This is a genomic window from Pseudonocardia sp. EC080619-01 (genome assembly GCF_001420995.1).
In the GTDB taxonomy this organism is placed as follows: domain Bacteria; phylum Actinomycetota; class Actinomycetes; order Mycobacteriales; family Pseudonocardiaceae; genus Pseudonocardia.
On the sequence record NZ_CP012184.1, the window covers coordinates 1,238,091 to 1,253,487 of the forward strand.

The window sequence follows — 15,397 nt, forward strand, 5'->3', positions numbered from 1 at the left end:
AGAAGGAGGCCCGCCGTGGCTGACGTCGTGTTCGACCAGGCGAGCCGGATCTACACCCCGGGTTCCAAGCCCGCGGTCGACCGGCTGGACCTGACCATCGAGGACGGCGAGTTCGTCGTCCTGGTCGGGCCGTCGGGTTCCGGGAAGTCGACGGCGCTGCGCATGCTCGCCGGACTCGAGGACATCGACGGCGGCTCCATCCGCATCGACGGCGAGAACATGGTCGGTGTGCCCTCGCGCGACCGCGACATCGCGATGGTCTTCCAGAACTACGCGCTCTACCCGAACAAGTCGGTCGGCGAGAACATGGCGTTCCCGCTGAAGATGGCCGGGGTGGAGAAGTCGGCCCGTGCAAAGAAGGTCAAGGAGGCCGCCGAGATCCTCGGGCTGACCGACTACCTCGACCGCAGGCCCAAGGCGCTGTCCGGTGGTCAGCGCCAGCGGGTCGCGATGGGCCGGGCGATCGTCCGGGAGCCGCGCGTGTTCCTCATGGACGAGCCGCTGTCGAACCTCGACGCCAAGATGCGGGTCTCGACCCGTACCGAGATCGCCTCGCTGCAGCGGCGCCTCGGCGTCACCACCGTCTACGTCACCCACGACCAGGTCGAGGCCATGACGATGGGCGACCGGGTCGCGCTGCTCGCCGACGGCAAGCTCCAGCAGTTCGCCACCCCGGCCGACCTGTACGACCGGCCGCAGAACGCGTTCGTCGCCGGGTTCATCGGCTCTCCCGCCATGAACCTGTTCACGGTGCCGGTGACCGAACGCGGCGTGACGCTGGCGGGCCACGAGGTCGCGCTGCCGCAGGACGTCCGCTCCACCATCGGCGCCCAGCAGCTCACCCGGGTCACCGTCGGGATCCGACCCGAGCAGTGGACGGTGTCGTCCAACGGCCACGAGGGCATCCCGGCCCGGGTCGACGTCGTCGAGGAGCTCGGCTCGGACGCGTTCCTCTACGGGGTGCTCGCCGAGTCCTCCGGGGACCTGTCGGACACCGCGTCGCTGACCGGGCCGAGCGAGGGCACCGTCGTCGTCCGGACCGGGGGACGTTCGGGTGCCCGCCGCGGGGACCGGGTGACGCTGACGCCGTCGTCCGAGGGTCTGCACCTGTTCCACCCGGAGTCCGGCGACCGGCTCTGAGCGCGGCGCACCGTTCCCACCGCGCCCCGGCCGGGCCGGTGGGAACGGGTCAGCCGGGGTGCGACGCGGCCAGCTGGCCGCAGGCGGCGTCGATCTCCTGGCCGCGGGTGTCCCGGACCGTGCACGCGACGCCGGTGGCACGCACCCGGCGCACGAACTCCTCCTCGACGGGCTTCGGCGAGGCGTCCCACTCGCTGCCCGGGGTCGGGTTCAGCGGGATCAGGTTGACGTGCACCCGGGACGTGCCGATGTGCTGCCGCAGCACCTTCCCGAGCATGTCGGCCCGCCACGGCTGGTCGTTCACGTCGCGGATCAGCGCGTACTCGATCGACACCCGGCGTCCGGTCGTCGTGGCGTAGCGGCGGCCGGCGTCGAGGACCTCGGACACCTTCCACCGGTTGTTGACCGGGACGAGGGTGTCGCGCAGCTCGTCGTCCGGGCAGTGCAGGGAGATCGCGAGCGTCACCGGGACGCCCTCCTCGCGCAGCCGGTCGATCGCCGGCACCAGCCCGACGGTGGACACGGTGACGCCCCGCGCGGAGATGCCGAAGCCGTCGGGCGCGGGCGAGGTGATCCGGCGGACCGCGGCGACGACCCGCTTGTAGTTCGCCAGCGGCTCGCCCATCCCCATGAAGACGACGTTCGAGAGCCGGGCCGGCTCGTCCAGCGCGCCGTCCCGGGCCGCCGCGGCGGCGCGGCGCACCTGGTCGACGATCTCGCCCGTCGACAGGTTGCGCTGCAGCCCGCCCTGGCCGGTGGCGCAGAACGGGCAGGCCATCCCGCAGCCGGCCTGGCTGGAGATGCAGACCGTCGCGCGGTCCGGGTAGCGCATCAGGACCGACTCGGCGAGGACACCGTCGTGCCCGCGCCAGAGGGTCTTGCGGGTCGCGCCGTCGTCGCACGCCTTCTCGGTGAGCGGCGTGACGAGCGGCGGGAGCAGGGCGGCGAGGCGCTGCCGCGCATCGGCGCCCAGGTCCGACATCTCCTCGACGTCGGCGGTGAGCCGCCCGAAGTAGTGCCGGGCGAGCTGGTCGAGCCGGAACTTCGGCAGGCCGAGCTCCGCCGCGACGGCGGCGCGGTCGGCCGGGTCGACGTCGGCGAGGTGGCGGGGCGGCGTGCCGCGGCGGGGTGCGTCGAAGACGAGCGGGAGGCTGGACATGGCACCCACCAGTGTGCCAGCCGCGCTCAGCGGACCCCGGGCAGGCGCACGTTGTAGCGGCGGGACAGGTCCGTGAGGATCCCCAGCCGGCGCAGCGCGGCCACCCACAGCACGATCCCGGCGCCGAGCCCGATCACCGCCTGGGACGAGCCCGTCCCCTGCCCCTCGTAGGTCAGCGCCAGGAACGCACCGAACGCCGCGATCAGCAGGACCAGCCCACCGGTCGCGACCAGGCTGCGCTCCTCCAGCACCGACGACGCCTGGATCAGCAGCACCCCGACCAGCGCGGCGGACAACGCCGTCGCGAGCTCCCCGTAGCCGACCAGGGCGAGGATCGACGGCAGCAGCACGATCCCGGCGACACCGACGACGATCAGTCGCTGCATCCGCCGCTTGCGCTCCGGGTGCAGCGTCACCGCCAGCGCGGAGTTCCGGCGCCGGACGAACCACAGGTACGCGGCCAGGAACACCCCGAGTGCGACGAGCACGGTGCCGAACCCGCTCGCGAGACCGCCCGCACCGACCGTCCAGGCCAGCAGGCCCAGCGCAATCTCCAGGCTCGGCGCGGGCACACCGAGCGAGGGTTGGCGCATCGTGTACGGCATGGGTCCACGGTAGCGAGACCGCTCGCCCGTCCGCCGCCACTCCCCCGGTCCGGTGAGCGTCGGTCCACGCCCGCCGGGCGGCCCCGAAACGGACATCGTGGGACGCTGGTCGCAGCCGCCCGGGAACGCCCGGCGGCGCCGGGAGGCACGGACCCCGAACTCCGCGCCTGCCGCACCACCACACGCGCCGGACCCGGTCCGGCCTCTGCCCGAGGAGCACCATGACCCTCCCCGACCGCATCCCCACCTCGGACGCCCCGCCGCCGCCGTCGCGCGGCCCGAAGGTCGGCCGTCGCGTCGTGTTCGCCGGTGCCGGCGTCGCCGCGATCGGCGCGGTCGCCGCCTGCGGTGGCGGCACCACCACCGACGACGACGGTGGGCAGCAGGAGGCGGGCGACGCCCCGCAGGGCGCCCCCGGCACCACCCTCGGGCCGTCGTCCGAGGTGCCTGTCGGGAGCGGGAAGATCTACTCCGACGAGCAGGTCGTCGTCACCCAGCCGCAGCCGGGGCAGTTCACCGGCCTCTCCGCGATCTGCCCGCACCAGGGCTGCGCGGTCTCCACCGTCACCGACGGCCAGATCGTGTGCCCGTGCCACGACAGCCGGTTCGGCCTCGACGGCAGCGTCCAGAAGGGCCCGGCCCAGCAGCCGCTGCAGCAGCGGCCGGTCACCGTCGCCGACGGGTCCGTCACGCTGGCCTGATCCGGGCCGTCATCCCCGGGGCAGGACGAGCCCCGTGGCGCGGCGCCGGGTGTGCAGCCGGTAGCCGACCTGGATCGAGAGGCCGGCGACGTCGTCGATCGCCCGGCGCGCGGTACGCGCCGAGAACTCGATACGGAGCACCTCCTCCAGGTCGGCCCGGGTGGCGAACCGCCAGGTCGACCGCACCCGGCGCAGCGCGAAGCCCTGGCCCGAGAAGAACCTGTCCACCGCAGGCGGGTCGTAGCGGGGCAGGTCCGCCCGCAGCCAGTTCCCGTACGGCCGGGACGTGAAGTCCAGGTCGACGACGGCGAGCACCCCGCCGGGCCGCAGCACGCGCTCGGCCTCGGCCAGGCCCGGCTCGCAGCCCGGCCCGAAGAAGTAGGCGGTCCGGGCGTGCACGACGTCGGCGGACGCGTCGGGCAGCGGCAGCCGCTCGGCGCCGGCCCGGTGCACGGAGATCCGGTCGTCGGCGGCGCAGCGCTCCCGGGCCCGCTCCACCAGCGGCGGGTGCGGCTCGACGCCGGTGACGGTCGCGGCGACCTCGGCGAAGCGGGGCAGGTGGAAACCGTCACCACAGCCGACGTCGACGACGTCGAGCCCCGCCCAGCCGCCGGTCTCCTCGCACAACGCCGCCCACAGGGTGCCGTCGGCGTCCTGCGCGCGGTTCTCGGTCTCGTAGACCTCGGGCCAGTTCCAGATGTTCGGGCTGGGGATGGCGGGGCCGGACTTCTGCTGCCCGCCGAACCCGGTCCAGGTGCGTCTCACGCGACGGGGACGACGATCCCGAGCACCGCCCAGGCGACGAACGCCGTGGGCAGCAGGGAGTCCATCCGGTCCAGCAGGCCACCGTGCCCCGGGAGCAGGGTACCCATGTCCTTGATGCCGAGGTCGCGCTTCACCAGCGACTCGACCAGGTCTCCGAGGGTGGCGGTGGCGACGAGCAGGGCGCCGACGAGGGTGCCCCAGTACCAGGGCACGCCGAGGAACAGCGCCACGCACAGCGACCCGGCGGCCATGCCCGCGACCTGCGAGCCCGCGAAGCCCTCCCAGGACTTCTTGGGGCTGATCGTGGGGGCCATCGGATGCCGGCCGGCGACGACCCCGGCCGCGTACCCGCCGACGTCGGAGGCGACGACGCAGAGCAGGAACGTCAGGACGCGGCCGACGCCCTGCGGGGCGACCGTCATCTGCACGGCGAAGGCGACCAGCAGCGGCACGTAGAGGGCCACGAACATCGAGGCGCTGATGTCGCGCACGAAGTGCGCCGCGCCCTCGCGCATCCGCCAGAGCAGGCAGCCCAGCACCGTCGCGCCGAGCGCGATCGCGGCGCCGCGCAGGCCGAACGGCCACGACAGCCAGACGATGGCCTGCCCGCCCGCGAGGAGCACCGGGTGCGACACCCGGATGTCGGCCCCGCGCCGCAGGGCACCGGCCAGTTCCCAGGTCGCGACGACCGTGCAGACCGCCAGCACCAGGACGAACCACTGGGGGACGATCAGCAGGCTGACCAGGATGACCGCACCGAGACCGACGCCGACACCGATCGCGGCGACGAGGTTGCGGCCCAGCCGGGACCGCTTGTAGCCCTTCTGGCCGCGGACCGGTTTCGCGCCCTCCGGGGTCCCCGGGGCACCGGCCGGCCCGTCACCGGGAAGGTCGGAGGTCACGGGGACGACGGCGTCGGAGGAGGGGGGCACCGGGTCAGACCTCGAGGAGCTCGGATTCCTTGTTCTTCACGAGCTCGTCGATCTGCGCGACGTAGCGGTCCGTGAGGACCTGCAGCTCCTTCTCGCCGCGCACGACCTCGTCCTCGCCGGCCTCACCGTCGCGCTGGATGCGGTGCAGCTCGTCCATCGCCTTGCGGCGCAGCCCGCGCATGACGACGCGCGCGTCCTCACCCTTGCCGCGGGCGACCTTGACCATGTCACGGCGGCGCTCCTCGGAGAGCTGCGGGATGATCACGCGGATGATCTGGCCGTCGTTGCTGGGGTTCACGCCGAGGTCGGACTCGGCGATCGCCTTCTCCATGGCCTTGAGCTGGCTGGCGTCGTAGGGCTTGATGACCGCCATCCGCGCTTCCGGGATGCTGACCGAGGCGAGCTGGTTCAGCGGGGTCGCGGCGCCGTAGTAGTCCACGACGATCCGGGAGAACATGCTCGGAGTGGCCCGGCCGGTGCGCACACCGGTGAGGTCGTCGCGCGCGACGCCGACGGCCTTCTCCATCTTCTCCTCGACGTCGAAGAGGGTTTCCTCGATCACGGTTGCTTCCCCCGGCCTGTCGTACTCGCGGTGTGGTCCCGATTCTCTCACTCCGGGCCCGGGCGGTGCCGCTCGCACCGCCCGGCCCGGGGCGGGAGATCAGTTCTGGCCGACCTCGAAGCGGACGAAGCCCTTGATCGTCAGACCGGCCTCGTCGGCGACGGCCTTGACCGACTTCTTGGGGTCCACGACGGACGCCTGCTCGAGCAGCACGACGTCCTTGTAGTAGCCGTTGACCCGGCCCTCGACGATGCGGGGCAGCACCTGCTCGGGCTTGCCCTCCTCGCGCGCGGTGGCCTCGGCGATCTTCTTCTCGTTCTCGACGGTCTCCGCCGGCACCTGCTCACGAGTGGTGAACTCCGGGCGGGCCGCGGCGACCTGCATCGCGAGGCCGCGGGCGGCCTCGGCGTCGTCGCCCTCGTAGGAGAGCAGCACGCCGATCTGCGGGGGCAGGTCGGTGGCGCGCTTGTGCAGGTAGACGGCCGCCTGGCCGTCGACGCGGGCGTAACGCTTCAGCTCGAACTTCTCGCCGATGCGGGCGGAGAGCTCCTGCACGGCCTCGCCGACGGTGGCGGCGTCGAGCTTGGTCTCGCGCAGCGCGTCCAGGTCGGCCGGCTTCTGCTCGACCGCGGCGGCGAGGATCTTCTCGGCCAGCGCGATGAAGTCGTCGGACTTGGCGACGAAGTCGGTCTCGCAGTCCAGCTCGACCAGGGTGCCGCCGTCGGCGACGACCAGGCCGTTGGCGGTGGCGCGCTCGGCGCGCTTGCCCACGTCCTTCGCACCCTTGATGCGGAGGAGCTCGACCGCCTTGTCGAAGTCGCCCTCGGACTCCTCGAGGGCCTTCTTGCAGTCCATCATCCCGGAGCCGGTGAGCTCACGGAGCCGCTTGACGTCGGCGGCGCTGTAGTTCGCCATCAGGTGTCTCTCGTCCTCTGGGTCGTGACGGGAAATGGATCACCGGGTCGCCGGGAGGGCCGGGGCCGGTCGGCCCCGGCCCTCCCCGCGGGTCAGTTCTGGGTGCCGTTGCTGCTCGACGCCGGGGCGGGCGCGGAGTCCGCTCCGTCGCCACCGGCGGCGGCCAGGCTGGCGCCGTCCGAGCCGACCTCGTTACCGGCGAGCACGTCCTGCTCCCACTCGGCGAGGGGCTGCTCCGCAGCGGCCTCGCCCTCGCCACGGCGCTGGCCGCGGGAGACCAGACCGTCGGCGGCGGCCTTCGCGATGACCTTGGTCAGCAGCGCGGCCGAGCGGATCGCGTCGTCGTTGCCCGGGATCGGGAAGTCGACCTCGTCCGGGTCGCAGTTGGTGTCGAGGATCGAGACGACCGGGATGTTGAGCTTCCGGGCCTCGCCGACCGCGATGTGCTCCTTCTTGGTGTCGACGATCCACACCGCGCTGGGCACCTTGGACATGTCGCGAATACCGCCGAGGGTCTTCTCGAGCTTGTCCTTCTCACGGGTCAGCGTGAGGATCTCGCGCTTGGTGCGCCCCTCGAACCCGCCGGTCTGCTCCATCGCCTCGAGCTCCTTGAGGCGCTGCAGGCGCTTGTGCACGGTCTGGAAGTTCGTGAGCATGCCGCCCAGCCAGCGCTGGTTCACGTAGGGCATGTTGACCCGGCCCGCCTCTTCGGCGATGGCCTCCTGGGCCTGCTTCTTCGTGCCGACGAACATGATCGTCCCGCCGTGCGCGACGGTCTCGCGCACGAACTCGTAGGCGCGGTCGATGTACGACAGCGTCTGCTGGAGGTCGATGATGTAGATGCCGTTGCGCTCGGTGAGGATGTAGCGCTTCATCTTCGGGTTCCAGCGACGGGTCTGGTGCCCGAAGTGCACGCCGCTGTCGAGCAGCTGCTTCATGGTGACGACGGCCATGGCCTGTGATCACCTCTCGGTCGGGCGCGGCGGGTGCCGCGCGTGCGGTTCTGCGGACCACCGGTGGTGGGACCGCCCTGGCGCCTGCCGCGGGGCCGGACCCGGTTCCCCGGGTCGGCGAGTGGAACTCGACGACCGGGTCCGCGGGACCGCCCGGCCTCCGCTCCCGGCGCCGTACCCTGGGGGACGGCGCGCCGGGCACGCGGGCGCGCGAAGTCACCACGTCTGACCGTGGTGCGGGAACCAGTGTACGCCCGGGCCCTCGGGGCCCTCGCATCGGAGCCCGCCGCGGGCCGCGGCCGTCCACAACCGGCCGGTACGTCCCCAGGACCGGTGGTCGTCGTCGCGACGGACGGTCGCGGATCCAGGCTGAACGGGTGGTCACGACACCCTCGCCGCCCGGGCCGTCCGGGCGCTCGCTCCTGCGGGCCAGGCGCGCGCTCACGCGGGCCGGGCGCTCGCTCGTACGGGCCGGGCGCTCGCTCCTGCGGGCCGGGACGGTCCTCGTCGCGTTGACGGTGCTGCTGGTGGCCCTGGCGCCGCCGTGGGTGGCCCGCGCCGCAGAGCCGGTCCCACCGCGACCGCCGCGACCGCCGGATGCCGGGATCCCGGCGCCCGGTGCGCACTACGCCTGGCCGCTGGCGCCCGTGCCTGCCGTGACGGGACCGTTCCGGGCGCCGACGTTCCGTTACGGGCGCGGCCACCGGGGCGCCGATCTCGCGGGTGCACCCGGGCAGCCGGTGCTCGTGGCGCGCGACGGCGTCGTCGTCCATGCCGGGCCCGTCGCGGGCCGCGGGGTGGTCTCGGTCGACCATCCCGACGGGCTGCGCAGCACCTACGAGCCGGTGACGGCGGCCGTCGCCACCGGGGCCCGGGTCGCGTCGGGCGACCCCGTCGGCGTCCTGGAGCCGGGGCACGGGGGCTGCCCGGTCGCCGCGTGCCTGCACTGGGGGGTGCGGCGGGACCGGCTCGACCACCTCGATCCGCTGGTCCTGCTGCGCCCGCCGCGGATGCGGCTGCTCCCCTGGGACGGCGCTCCGCCCTGACCGGCCGGGCCGGTCATCCCGCGAGGGCGGGCTCCATCCGGGTGCGCAGCCGCGTGAGCATCCGTGTGTGCAGCTGGCAGACCCGGGACTCCGTGACCCCCAACAGCGCGCCGATCTCGGCGAGGGTGTGGTCCTCGACGTAGTACAGGCGGAGCACCGTGCGGTCGCGCTCACCGAGCTGGGCGATCGCGGCGCGCAGCTCGGCACCGGTCTCGCGGCGGACGGCGGTGGCGACCGGGTCGGCGGTGTCGGCGGCGGCGAGGGCGGCCGGGCCGGGTGCGGCGTTCCCGTCGAGGTCGTCGGCGCTGACGAGCAGCGCCGGCCGCACCGCCTGCCGGAGATCGCGCAGGCCGATCCCGAGCTCGGCCGCCAGCTCCCGGTCGGAGGCGGGCCGGCCGACCTTGCTCTGGACGGCCTCGCGGGCGCGCTCGATCTCCCGGCTCCGGGAGCGCACGGTGCGCGGCACCCAGTCCTGGGCGCGCAGCTCGTCGAGCATCGCGCCACGGACCCGCTGCGCCGCGTACCCCTCGAACCGCACCCCGCGTGCCGGGTCGAACCGGTCCACGGCGTCGATCAGCCCGAAGGTCCCCGACTGCAGGAGGTCCGCCAGCTCGATCGACGACGGCAGCCGGGTCGCCAGCTTCGCCCCGATCCCGCGGACGAGGGGGCGTGGTGCTCGACCAGGAGCCGGCGGGTGTCGGCGCTCCGCACGGCCAGGTGGGCGCGCCACAGCGGCAGCGCCTCCGGCTCGACGGTCTCGATCAGGTGGTCCCGGACGGCGCCGGGCGTGTCGCGCGCCGGCGCCCCCGCAGCGGCACCGACGGCCGGGACGAGCGCCATCCGGACGGCGCCCGTGGCGGTCCCGCGATCCGCGGCACCCTCAGTGCCCGTGCCGGTGCCGGTGCCGGTGCCGGTGCCCGGGCCCGGGCCCGGGCTGCCGGTTCCCGTGCCACCGGTTCCCGTGCCGCCGACGTCCGTACCACCGGTTCCCGTGCCACCGACGCTCGCGCTGCCGGTGCCCGTGCCGCCGACGCTCGTGCTGCCGGTGTCCGTGCCGCGCCGGTGGAGGGCGCGCCGTCCGCCGACGCCTCCGGGCGCTACCCGGCCGGGCTCCGCGACGTGCGCCCCGACATCCCCGGGACCCGGGTCGTCGGACTGCTCGGCGGGGCCGTCCCCGGGCGGCGGAGGCACCGCGACGAGGGGGCGCGACGCCGACGGCTGGGCGACCCGGTCGAGGGCCGAGGCCAGGACACAGGGGAAGCGATCGGGCCGGACGGTCGTCGGTGACGACACCTCACGCCCGAGGGTGGGCCTGGTCATGAACCACCTTCAGCCGGTCGACGGTCACGTGCGTGTAGAGCTGGGTCGTCGACAGCGTAGCGTGACCGAGCAACTCCTGTACGTAACGGAGGTCGGCTCCCCCCTCGAGGAGATGGGTGGCCGCGGCGTGCCGCAGACCGTGCGGGCCGACGTCGCTGGCTCCCGGGACGGCGCGCATCGCGCGGTGCACGACGGTCCGGGCGACACGCGCGTCGAGCCGACCGCCCCGGACGCCCAGCAGCACCGCCGGCGGCGACGCCGGGGTCGCGAGGGCCGGGCGGCCGCGCTCGATCCAGCGCCGCAGTGCGCGGGCGGCGGGCACCCCGAACACGACGGTGCGTTCCCGGTCCCCCTTGCCGCGGACCCGCAGCGTACGACTCGCCTCGTCGACACGGTCCAGGTCCAGGCCGCACAGCTCCGCGACACGGATGCCGGTCGCGTAGAGCAGCTCGAGGACCAACAGGTCGCGCAGCGCCTCCGGAGCGTCCTCGGTGGCACCGGAGATCGCGGCGTCCAGCACGGCGGCGGTCTCGTCGGCGGCCGGGACCTCCGGCAGGACGGTGCCGGCCCGCGGCGAACCGAGCCGGGCCGCCGGGTCGCGGTCGAGCCGGCCGGTGCGCACCGCCCAGGCACAGAAGGTCCGGGCCGCGGCGGTGCGGCGGGCGACGGTGGCCCGGCCCGCCCCGGCGGAGTGGGTGACCGTGAGCGCACGGCGCAGGTGGTCCAGGTCCAGCGCCACGAGCGCCGGCAGGTCCCGCAGCAGGTCCGTGAGGTCCGACCGGTAGGCGCGCACGGTGTGCGGGGACCGTCCGCGCTCGTGGCGAAGGTGGCCGGTGAAGGCCTCCAGGGCGGCCGCGACGTCGTCGGCGAGACCGGGATCGTCCGTGCGGGCGCGGGCCATACCCGGACGGTCCGCCGCCGACGGGGCCCGGTCAAGGACCGCCCCGGCGCGCCGGGCGCTGCCACATCCCCTGGTGGTGCTCGGCCAGGCCGTGCTCCTCCAGTTCGGTCAGGGCCGCGCGCACGGCGTCGGCGTCGAGGCCCGCCGCCTCGCCGATCCGCGACGGCGGCCACGCGGCCCGGGCCGGCAGCGCGTCGTGCACGGCGAGCGCGTGCGGGGCGAGCCCGTCGGTCGGCCGCGTCTCCCCCTCGGGCGGCGGCGCGAGGTCCACCCCGAGCCTGCCGACGACCTCCAGGACGTCCTCCGGCCGCCCCACCAGGCTCGCGTCCCCGGTGCGGATCAGCTCGTGGCAGCCGACCGACAGCCCCGAGGTGACCGGGCCCGGCACCGCCATCAGCGGGCGGCGCAGGGCGACCGCGTCGGACGCGGTGCGCCGCGACCCGCTGCGCGCCCCGGCCTCGACGACGAGGCAGCCGGCGCCGAGCGCCGCCAGCAGCCGGTTGCGGACCAGGAACCGCAGCCGGCCGGGCACCGTGCCCGGCGGGTACTCGGTCAGCACCAGCCCGCGCTCGGCGATCCGCTCGATGAGGCCCTCGTGCGCGGCCGGGTAGAACCGGTCCGGACCGCACGCCAGTACCGCGACCGTCGGGCTGCCTGCGGCGAGCGCGCCCCGGTGCGCCGCGGCGTCGATGCCGAACGCGGCACCGGAGAAGACGGTGACACCCCGGCGGCCGAGCTCCGCGGCGAAGTCGGTGGCGGTGTGCAGCCCGTAGCGGGTCGCCGCACGCGAGCCCACGATCGTCACCGACCGGTCCGCCAGCACCGCCGCGTCGCCGGGGCCACGGGCCCACAGCGCGACCGGAGGGGTCAGGTCCGCCCGCCGGGTACCGGCGAACGCGGCGAACGGCCACACCGGCCAGGACGGGTCCTCCGGCACCAGCAGCCGCGCCCCGGCGGCCGCCGCGGTGTCGAGATCGGCGTCGGTGTGGTCGCTGCCCCGGCGGGCCGTCGCGGAGCGCAGCAGCTCGTCGGGGACCGCTCCGTGCCGCAGCCGGTCCGCGGCCTCGACCGGCCCGTACTCCTCCACCAGCCGGTTCAGGTGCCGGTTCGGCGGTTCCACGCTGCGCAGCAGGTAGGCCCGCGCCCGCAGGACCTCCTCCGGCGGCCCGCTGCCCGGCGCCGGCCGGGTCGCACCGCCGGCGTTCATGCCGCACCCCGGTCGCGGAAGTAGAGGGCGGCGTCGACGTCGTGCCGGTCCGGCCGGTCGCTCCCGGCGAGGTCGGCGAGGGTCCACGCGACCCGCAGCGCCCGGTCCGCCCCGCGGGCGCTCAGCTCACCGGCACGCAGGCGCTTCTCCAGGGGTTCCAGTACCGCCTGCGGCAGCGGGAACCGGGACCGGAGCTCGGTGCCGGGGACCTCGGCGTTGCACCGCCAGCCGTGCTCGGACCAGCGCTCACCGGCCGCGGTCCTGGCGTCGATCACCCGTCGCCGGACGGTGGCCGTGTCGTCGCCCCGGGGGCCCTGCACCACCAGCCTCGTCACGGGTTGCATCGCCACCCTCAGGTCGACGCGGTCGAGCAGCGGGCCGGAGAGCCGGGACGTGTAGCGGCGGCGGGCGTCGGCCCGACAGGTGCAGTCCCGGTCGATCGGGGGTGCGCAGGGGCACGGGTTCGCCGCGAGGACGAGCTGGAACCGGGCCGGGTAGCGGACGCTGCCCTCGGCCCGGGACAGCCGGACCTCCCCCTCCTCCAGCGGGGTGCGCAGCGCGTCGAGCACCGAGGCGGGCCAGTGCGGGCACTCGTCGAGGAACAGGACACCGCGGTGGGCGAGCGAGACCGCGCCGGGACGTGCCACGCCGCTGCCGCCCCCGAGCAGCGCCGCCGCCGAGGCCGAGTGGTGCGGTGCGACGAACGGCGCGAGCGTGCTCAGCGGCACGGACTCCCCCAGCCGCCCGGCGACCGACCGGATCGCCGCGAGCTGCAACGCCTCCGGCCGCCCGAGCCGGGGCAGCAGCCCCACGATCCGCTGGGCGAGCATGGTCTTCCCGGTACCGGGCGGGCCGACCATCAGCAGGTGGTGCCCGCCGGCGGCGGCGATCTCCAGGGCACGGCGGGCGTCGTCCTGGCCGATCACGTCGGCCAGTTCCGGTGCGGGATCGGCGGGTCCGGCGTCGGTGACGGGCGGGACCCGGTCGAGCGAGCGGTTCCCGGCCGCCCAGTCGAGCACCTCGGACAGCGACTCCGCGCCGTACGACTCCAGCCCGTCGACCAGTGCCGCCTCGGCGAGCGCGGCGCGCGGCACGACGGCGCGGGACATCCCGGCGTCGCGGGCCGCGAGCAGGCAGGGCAGCACGCCGCGGACCGGCCGCAGCCGCCCGTCGAGGGCGAGCTCCCCCAGGAGGACGGTGCCCGCGAGCCGGTCCGCCGGGACCGCCCCGGCGGCGGCGAGCACTCCCGCGGCCAGGGCGAGGTCGAACCGGCTCCCGGTCTTGCGCAGGGTCGCCGGGGAGAGCGCGAGCACGATCCGTTCGTTCGGCCACCGGCGCCCCGAGTGCACGACCGCCGACCGCACCCGGTCCTTGGCCTCGTTCAGCGCGGCGTCGGGCAGCCCGACCAGGTGGACGCCCGGGATACCGCCGCCGATCGCCGCCTCGATCTCGACCGGGACGCCGTCGACGCCGTGCAGCTCGACCGACCACACCCGTGCCAGCTCGCCCATCAGAACGCCGCCGGGTAGTGGGTGAGCGTGGCAGGCCCACCGGGCGGCATCAGCACCGCGACGACGTCGAACCGGATCTCGGTCCACCCGAGCTGGTGGGCGCCCATCCAGGTCCGGGCCAGCCCGCGGATCCGGCGCATCTTGCGCGGCGTGACCGACTCGGCGGGTTCCCCGAACCGGGTGCCCGACCGGGTCTTCACCTCGCAGACGATCAGCCGGTGTTCCGGGTCGGTGGCGACGATGTCGAGCTCGCCGTCCTTGCACCGCCAGTTGCGGGCCAGCACGACCATGCCGTGTGCCCGTTCGAGGTACTCGGCGGCGGTGTCCTCACCGCGCCGGCCGAGCTCGTCCTTCGCAGCCATGGATCCACGATCGGCCCGCGGCGGGGCGCGGGACCGGCGGATCGGGCCGCTGTGGACGGATTCCCCGCTTGGGGATCGGCACCGCCGGCCGCGGTCGCGGGCGGGGTCCGCCGTCGGTGGGGTCTGGCAGTCTCAGCCGGGGAAGGTGTCGCTGTCGGGAAGCCGCAGGTCGGGGGTGTCGAGCTCCTCGATGTTGACGTCCTTGAACGTCACCACCCGCACGTTCTTCACGAACCGCGCAGGCCGGTACATGTCCCACACCCAGGCGTCCGACATGCGGACCTCGAAGTAGACCTCACCGTCGGCGTTCCGGGGGGCCACGTCGACGGAGTTGGCCAGGTAGAACCGCCGCTCCGTCTCCACCACGTAGGAGAACTGGGCGACGATGTCGCGGTACTCCTTGTAGAGCGTGAGCTCCATCTCGGTCTCGTACTTCTCGAGATCCTCGGCGCTCACCGGCCTGCTCCTCCTGTGACGGTCTCCATCGGTTCCCATCGGGCCGGCTCCACCTCACCGGTGTCGCCGAGCACCTCGTCGGGGTCGGTCTCATTGTGGACCAGCCCGCCCGGCACCTCGCGCCCGGCCACCGCGGCGACGTTCGCGAACGAGAACCGGTGCTCCGGGCACGGTCCGTGGGCGCGCAGCGCCCCCTCGTGCTCGGGTGTGTTGTACCCCTTGTGCACGGCGAACCCGTAGGCGGCGTGCTCGGCGTCCAGCTCGGTCATGATGCGGTCCCGGGTGACCTTCGCGAGCACCGACGCGGCCGCGATGCAGGCCGCGACCCGGTCGCCCTTCGGCACGGCCAGCGCCGGACGGCCGAACCCGCGGACGGCGAACCCGTCGGTGAGCACGTACCCGGGCGGGACGGTGGTCAGCGCGGCGACCGCCCGACGCATCCCCTCGATGTTCGCGATGTGCACGCCCCGGCGGTCCACCTCGGCGGGCGGGATCACGACCACCGCGAGGTCCAGCGCCCGCTTCCTGATGCGGCCGTACCAGTGCTCGCGGGCGGACGCCGTCAGCAGCTTGGAGTCGGTGAGCCCGTCGAGGGCCGCGGCATCGGCCGGGCGCAGCACGCAGGCGGCCACGACCAGCGGTCCGGCGCTGGCGCCGCGGCCCGCCTCGTCGACGCCGGCGACGGGGCCGAGGCCGTGGCGCTGCAGGACGGTCTGCAGGGTCCAGGTGCCGGCGTCGCGGACGATGGCGCGGGGCGGGCGCAGGCCGTCGGGCAGCACCCGCACCGGGCGTCGGCGACGGGCCGGCGCGCGGCGGGACACCGCGGCCGTACGGGCGCGGGCGGGGGGAACCGGCACGGTGC

General features: G+C 74.8%; 18 protein-coding genes. 4 read left to right on the forward strand and 14 right to left on the reverse strand.

All coding sequences use genetic code 11. The features are described 5' to 3' along the window. The first annotated feature begins 15 nt into the window (after positions 1–15). Positions 16–1,140, forward strand: a complete 1,125-nt coding sequence (locus tag AD017_RS05710) for an ABC transporter ATP-binding protein (protein ID WP_060573328.1) — start codon at positions 16–18, stop codon at positions 1,138–1,140. 49 nt (positions 1,141–1,189) lie between these two features. On the opposite strand, the gene rlmN is transcribed toward AD017_RS05710, so the two are convergent. Continuing rightward, entirely contained in the window at positions 1,190–2,299 is a 1,110-nt protein-coding gene (gene rlmN, locus AD017_RS05715; RefSeq protein ID WP_010239904.1) for a 23S rRNA (adenine(2503)-C(2))-methyltransferase RlmN, read from the reverse strand. A gap of 26 nt (positions 2,300–2,325) precedes the next feature. Further along, positions 2,326–2,904, reverse strand: coding sequence for a hypothetical protein (locus tag AD017_RS05720; protein WP_010239906.1), 579 nt, complete (start codon positions 2,902–2,904; stop codon positions 2,326–2,328). Positions 2,905–3,125: 221 nt separating this feature from the next. Here AD017_RS05720 and AD017_RS05725 point away from each other — a divergent pair, with 221 nt between their 5' ends. Continuing rightward, positions 3,126–3,605 carry a Rieske (2Fe-2S) protein gene (locus AD017_RS05725; RefSeq protein WP_075300538.1) on the forward strand — a complete coding sequence of 160 codons (480 nt, stop codon included), beginning with the start codon at positions 3,126–3,128 and terminating at the stop codon, positions 3,603–3,605. A gap of 9 nt (positions 3,606–3,614) precedes the next feature. Here AD017_RS05725 and AD017_RS05730 read toward each other — a convergent pair whose 3' ends face one another. From AD017_RS05730 to rpsB, 5 genes are all read right to left on the reverse strand, one after another. Next, a complete protein-coding gene (locus AD017_RS05730; protein WP_060573330.1) occupies positions 3,615–4,370 on the reverse strand; it encodes a class I SAM-dependent methyltransferase in 756 nt (251 codons plus the stop codon). Next, positions 4,367–5,302, reverse strand: a complete 936-nt coding sequence (locus AD017_RS05735; protein WP_082539057.1) for a phosphatidate cytidylyltransferase — start codon at positions 5,300–5,302, stop codon at positions 4,367–4,369. The genes AD017_RS05730 and AD017_RS05735 overlap by 4 nt, the downstream gene beginning before the upstream one ends. Positions 5,303–5,306: 4 nt before the next feature. Next, positions 5,307–5,864 (reverse strand): ribosome recycling factor, encoded by a 558-nt coding sequence (frr, locus tag AD017_RS05740; RefSeq protein WP_010239917.1) that lies wholly within the window; start codon positions 5,862–5,864, stop codon positions 5,307–5,309. A 99-nt stretch (positions 5,865–5,963) separates the two neighbouring features. Next, a complete protein-coding gene (tsf, locus tag AD017_RS05745; protein WP_010239919.1) occupies positions 5,964–6,779 on the reverse strand; it encodes a translation elongation factor Ts in 816 nt (271 codons plus the stop codon). A gap of 92 nt (positions 6,780–6,871) precedes the next feature. Beyond that, positions 6,872–7,732, reverse strand: coding sequence for a 30S ribosomal protein S2 (rpsB, locus tag AD017_RS05750; protein WP_010239922.1), 861 nt, complete (start codon positions 7,730–7,732; stop codon positions 6,872–6,874). 377 nt (positions 7,733–8,109) lie between these two features. On the opposite strand from rpsB, the gene AD017_RS05755 reads away from it, so the two are divergent. Next, positions 8,110–8,778 (forward strand): M23 family metallopeptidase, encoded by a 669-nt coding sequence (locus tag AD017_RS05755; RefSeq protein WP_227012671.1) that lies wholly within the window; start codon positions 8,110–8,112, stop codon positions 8,776–8,778. Positions 8,779–8,791: 13 nt separating this feature from the next. Here AD017_RS05755 and AD017_RS05760 read toward each other — a convergent pair whose 3' ends face one another. Next, on the reverse strand, positions 8,792–9,508 hold the full coding sequence (locus AD017_RS05760; protein WP_060573332.1) for a FliA/WhiG family RNA polymerase sigma factor: 717 nt from the start codon (positions 9,506–9,508) through the stop codon (positions 8,792–8,794). Between AD017_RS05760 and AD017_RS35185 the strand changes: the two genes are divergently transcribed. Beyond that, positions 9,496–10,065, forward strand: a complete 570-nt coding sequence (locus tag AD017_RS35185; protein ID WP_060573334.1) for a hypothetical protein — start codon at positions 9,496–9,498, stop codon at positions 10,063–10,065. The two genes, AD017_RS05760 and AD017_RS35185, sit on opposite strands and share 13 nt — an antisense overlap. Before the next feature lie 7 nt (positions 10,066–10,072). On the opposite strand, the gene AD017_RS05770 is transcribed toward AD017_RS35185, so the two are convergent. From AD017_RS05770 to AD017_RS05795, 6 genes are all read right to left on the reverse strand, one after another. Next, the gene (locus tag AD017_RS05770; RefSeq protein ID WP_060573336.1) at positions 10,073–10,999 is read right to left on the reverse strand and encodes a tyrosine-type recombinase/integrase; all 927 of its coding nucleotides are present in this window, start codon (positions 10,997–10,999) and stop codon (positions 10,073–10,075) included. Between the two features lie 31 nt (positions 11,000–11,030). After that, a complete protein-coding gene (gene dprA, locus AD017_RS05775; RefSeq protein ID WP_060573338.1) occupies positions 11,031–12,206 on the reverse strand; it encodes a DNA-processing protein DprA in 1,176 nt (391 codons plus the stop codon). Then, positions 12,203–13,717, reverse strand: a complete 1,515-nt coding sequence (locus AD017_RS05780) for a YifB family Mg chelatase-like AAA ATPase (RefSeq protein ID WP_060573340.1) — start codon at positions 13,715–13,717, stop codon at positions 12,203–12,205. The genes dprA and AD017_RS05780 overlap by 4 nt, the downstream gene beginning before the upstream one ends. Further along, positions 13,717–14,079, reverse strand: a complete 363-nt coding sequence (locus tag AD017_RS05785) for a YraN family protein (protein WP_010227808.1) — start codon at positions 14,077–14,079, stop codon at positions 13,717–13,719. Before AD017_RS05785 ends, AD017_RS05780 begins: the two co-directional genes overlap by 1 nt. A 132-nt stretch (positions 14,080–14,211) precedes the next feature. Continuing rightward, on the reverse strand, positions 14,212–14,535 hold the full coding sequence (locus tag AD017_RS05790) for a DUF2469 domain-containing protein (RefSeq protein WP_010227806.1): 324 nt from the start codon (positions 14,533–14,535) through the stop codon (positions 14,212–14,214). Beyond that, positions 14,532–15,314, reverse strand: a complete 783-nt coding sequence (locus tag AD017_RS05795) for a ribonuclease HII (protein ID WP_139324053.1) — start codon at positions 15,312–15,314, stop codon at positions 14,532–14,534. The genes AD017_RS05790 and AD017_RS05795 overlap by 4 nt, the downstream gene beginning before the upstream one ends. Positions 15,315–15,397 lie beyond the last annotated feature (83 nt).

Bases quoted from the DNA above. Each gene is read 5' to 3' on its own strand.
- dprA (WP_060573338.1), bottom strand. From the start codon at position 12,206: ATGAACGCCGGCGGTGCGACCCGGCCGGCGCCGGGCAGCGGGCCGCCG.
- AD017_RS05770 (WP_060573336.1), bottom strand. From the start codon at position 10,999: ATGGCCCGCGCCCGCACGGACGATCCCGGTCTCGCCGACGACGTCGCG.
- rlmN (WP_010239904.1), bottom strand. From the start codon at position 2,299: ATGTCCAGCCTCCCGCTCGTCTTCGACGCACCCCGCCGCGGCACGCCG.
- AD017_RS05720 (WP_010239906.1), bottom strand. From the start codon at position 2,904: ATGCCGTACACGATGCGCCAACCCTCGCTCGGTGTGCCCGCGCCGAGC.
- tsf (WP_010239919.1), bottom strand. From the start codon at position 6,779: ATGGCGAACTACAGCGCCGCCGACGTCAAGCGGCTCCGTGAGCTCACC.
- rpsB (WP_010239922.1), bottom strand. From the start codon at position 7,732: ATGGCCGTCGTCACCATGAAGCAGCTGCTCGACAGCGGCGTGCACTTC.
- AD017_RS05785 (WP_010227808.1), bottom strand. From the start codon at position 14,079: ATGGCTGCGAAGGACGAGCTCGGCCGGCGCGGTGAGGACACCGCCGCC.
- AD017_RS05725 (WP_075300538.1), top strand. From the start codon at position 3,126: ATGACCCTCCCCGACCGCATCCCCACCTCGGACGCCCCGCCGCCGCCG.
- AD017_RS05780 (WP_060573340.1), bottom strand. From the start codon at position 13,717: ATGGGCGAGCTGGCACGGGTGTGGTCGGTCGAGCTGCACGGCGTCGAC.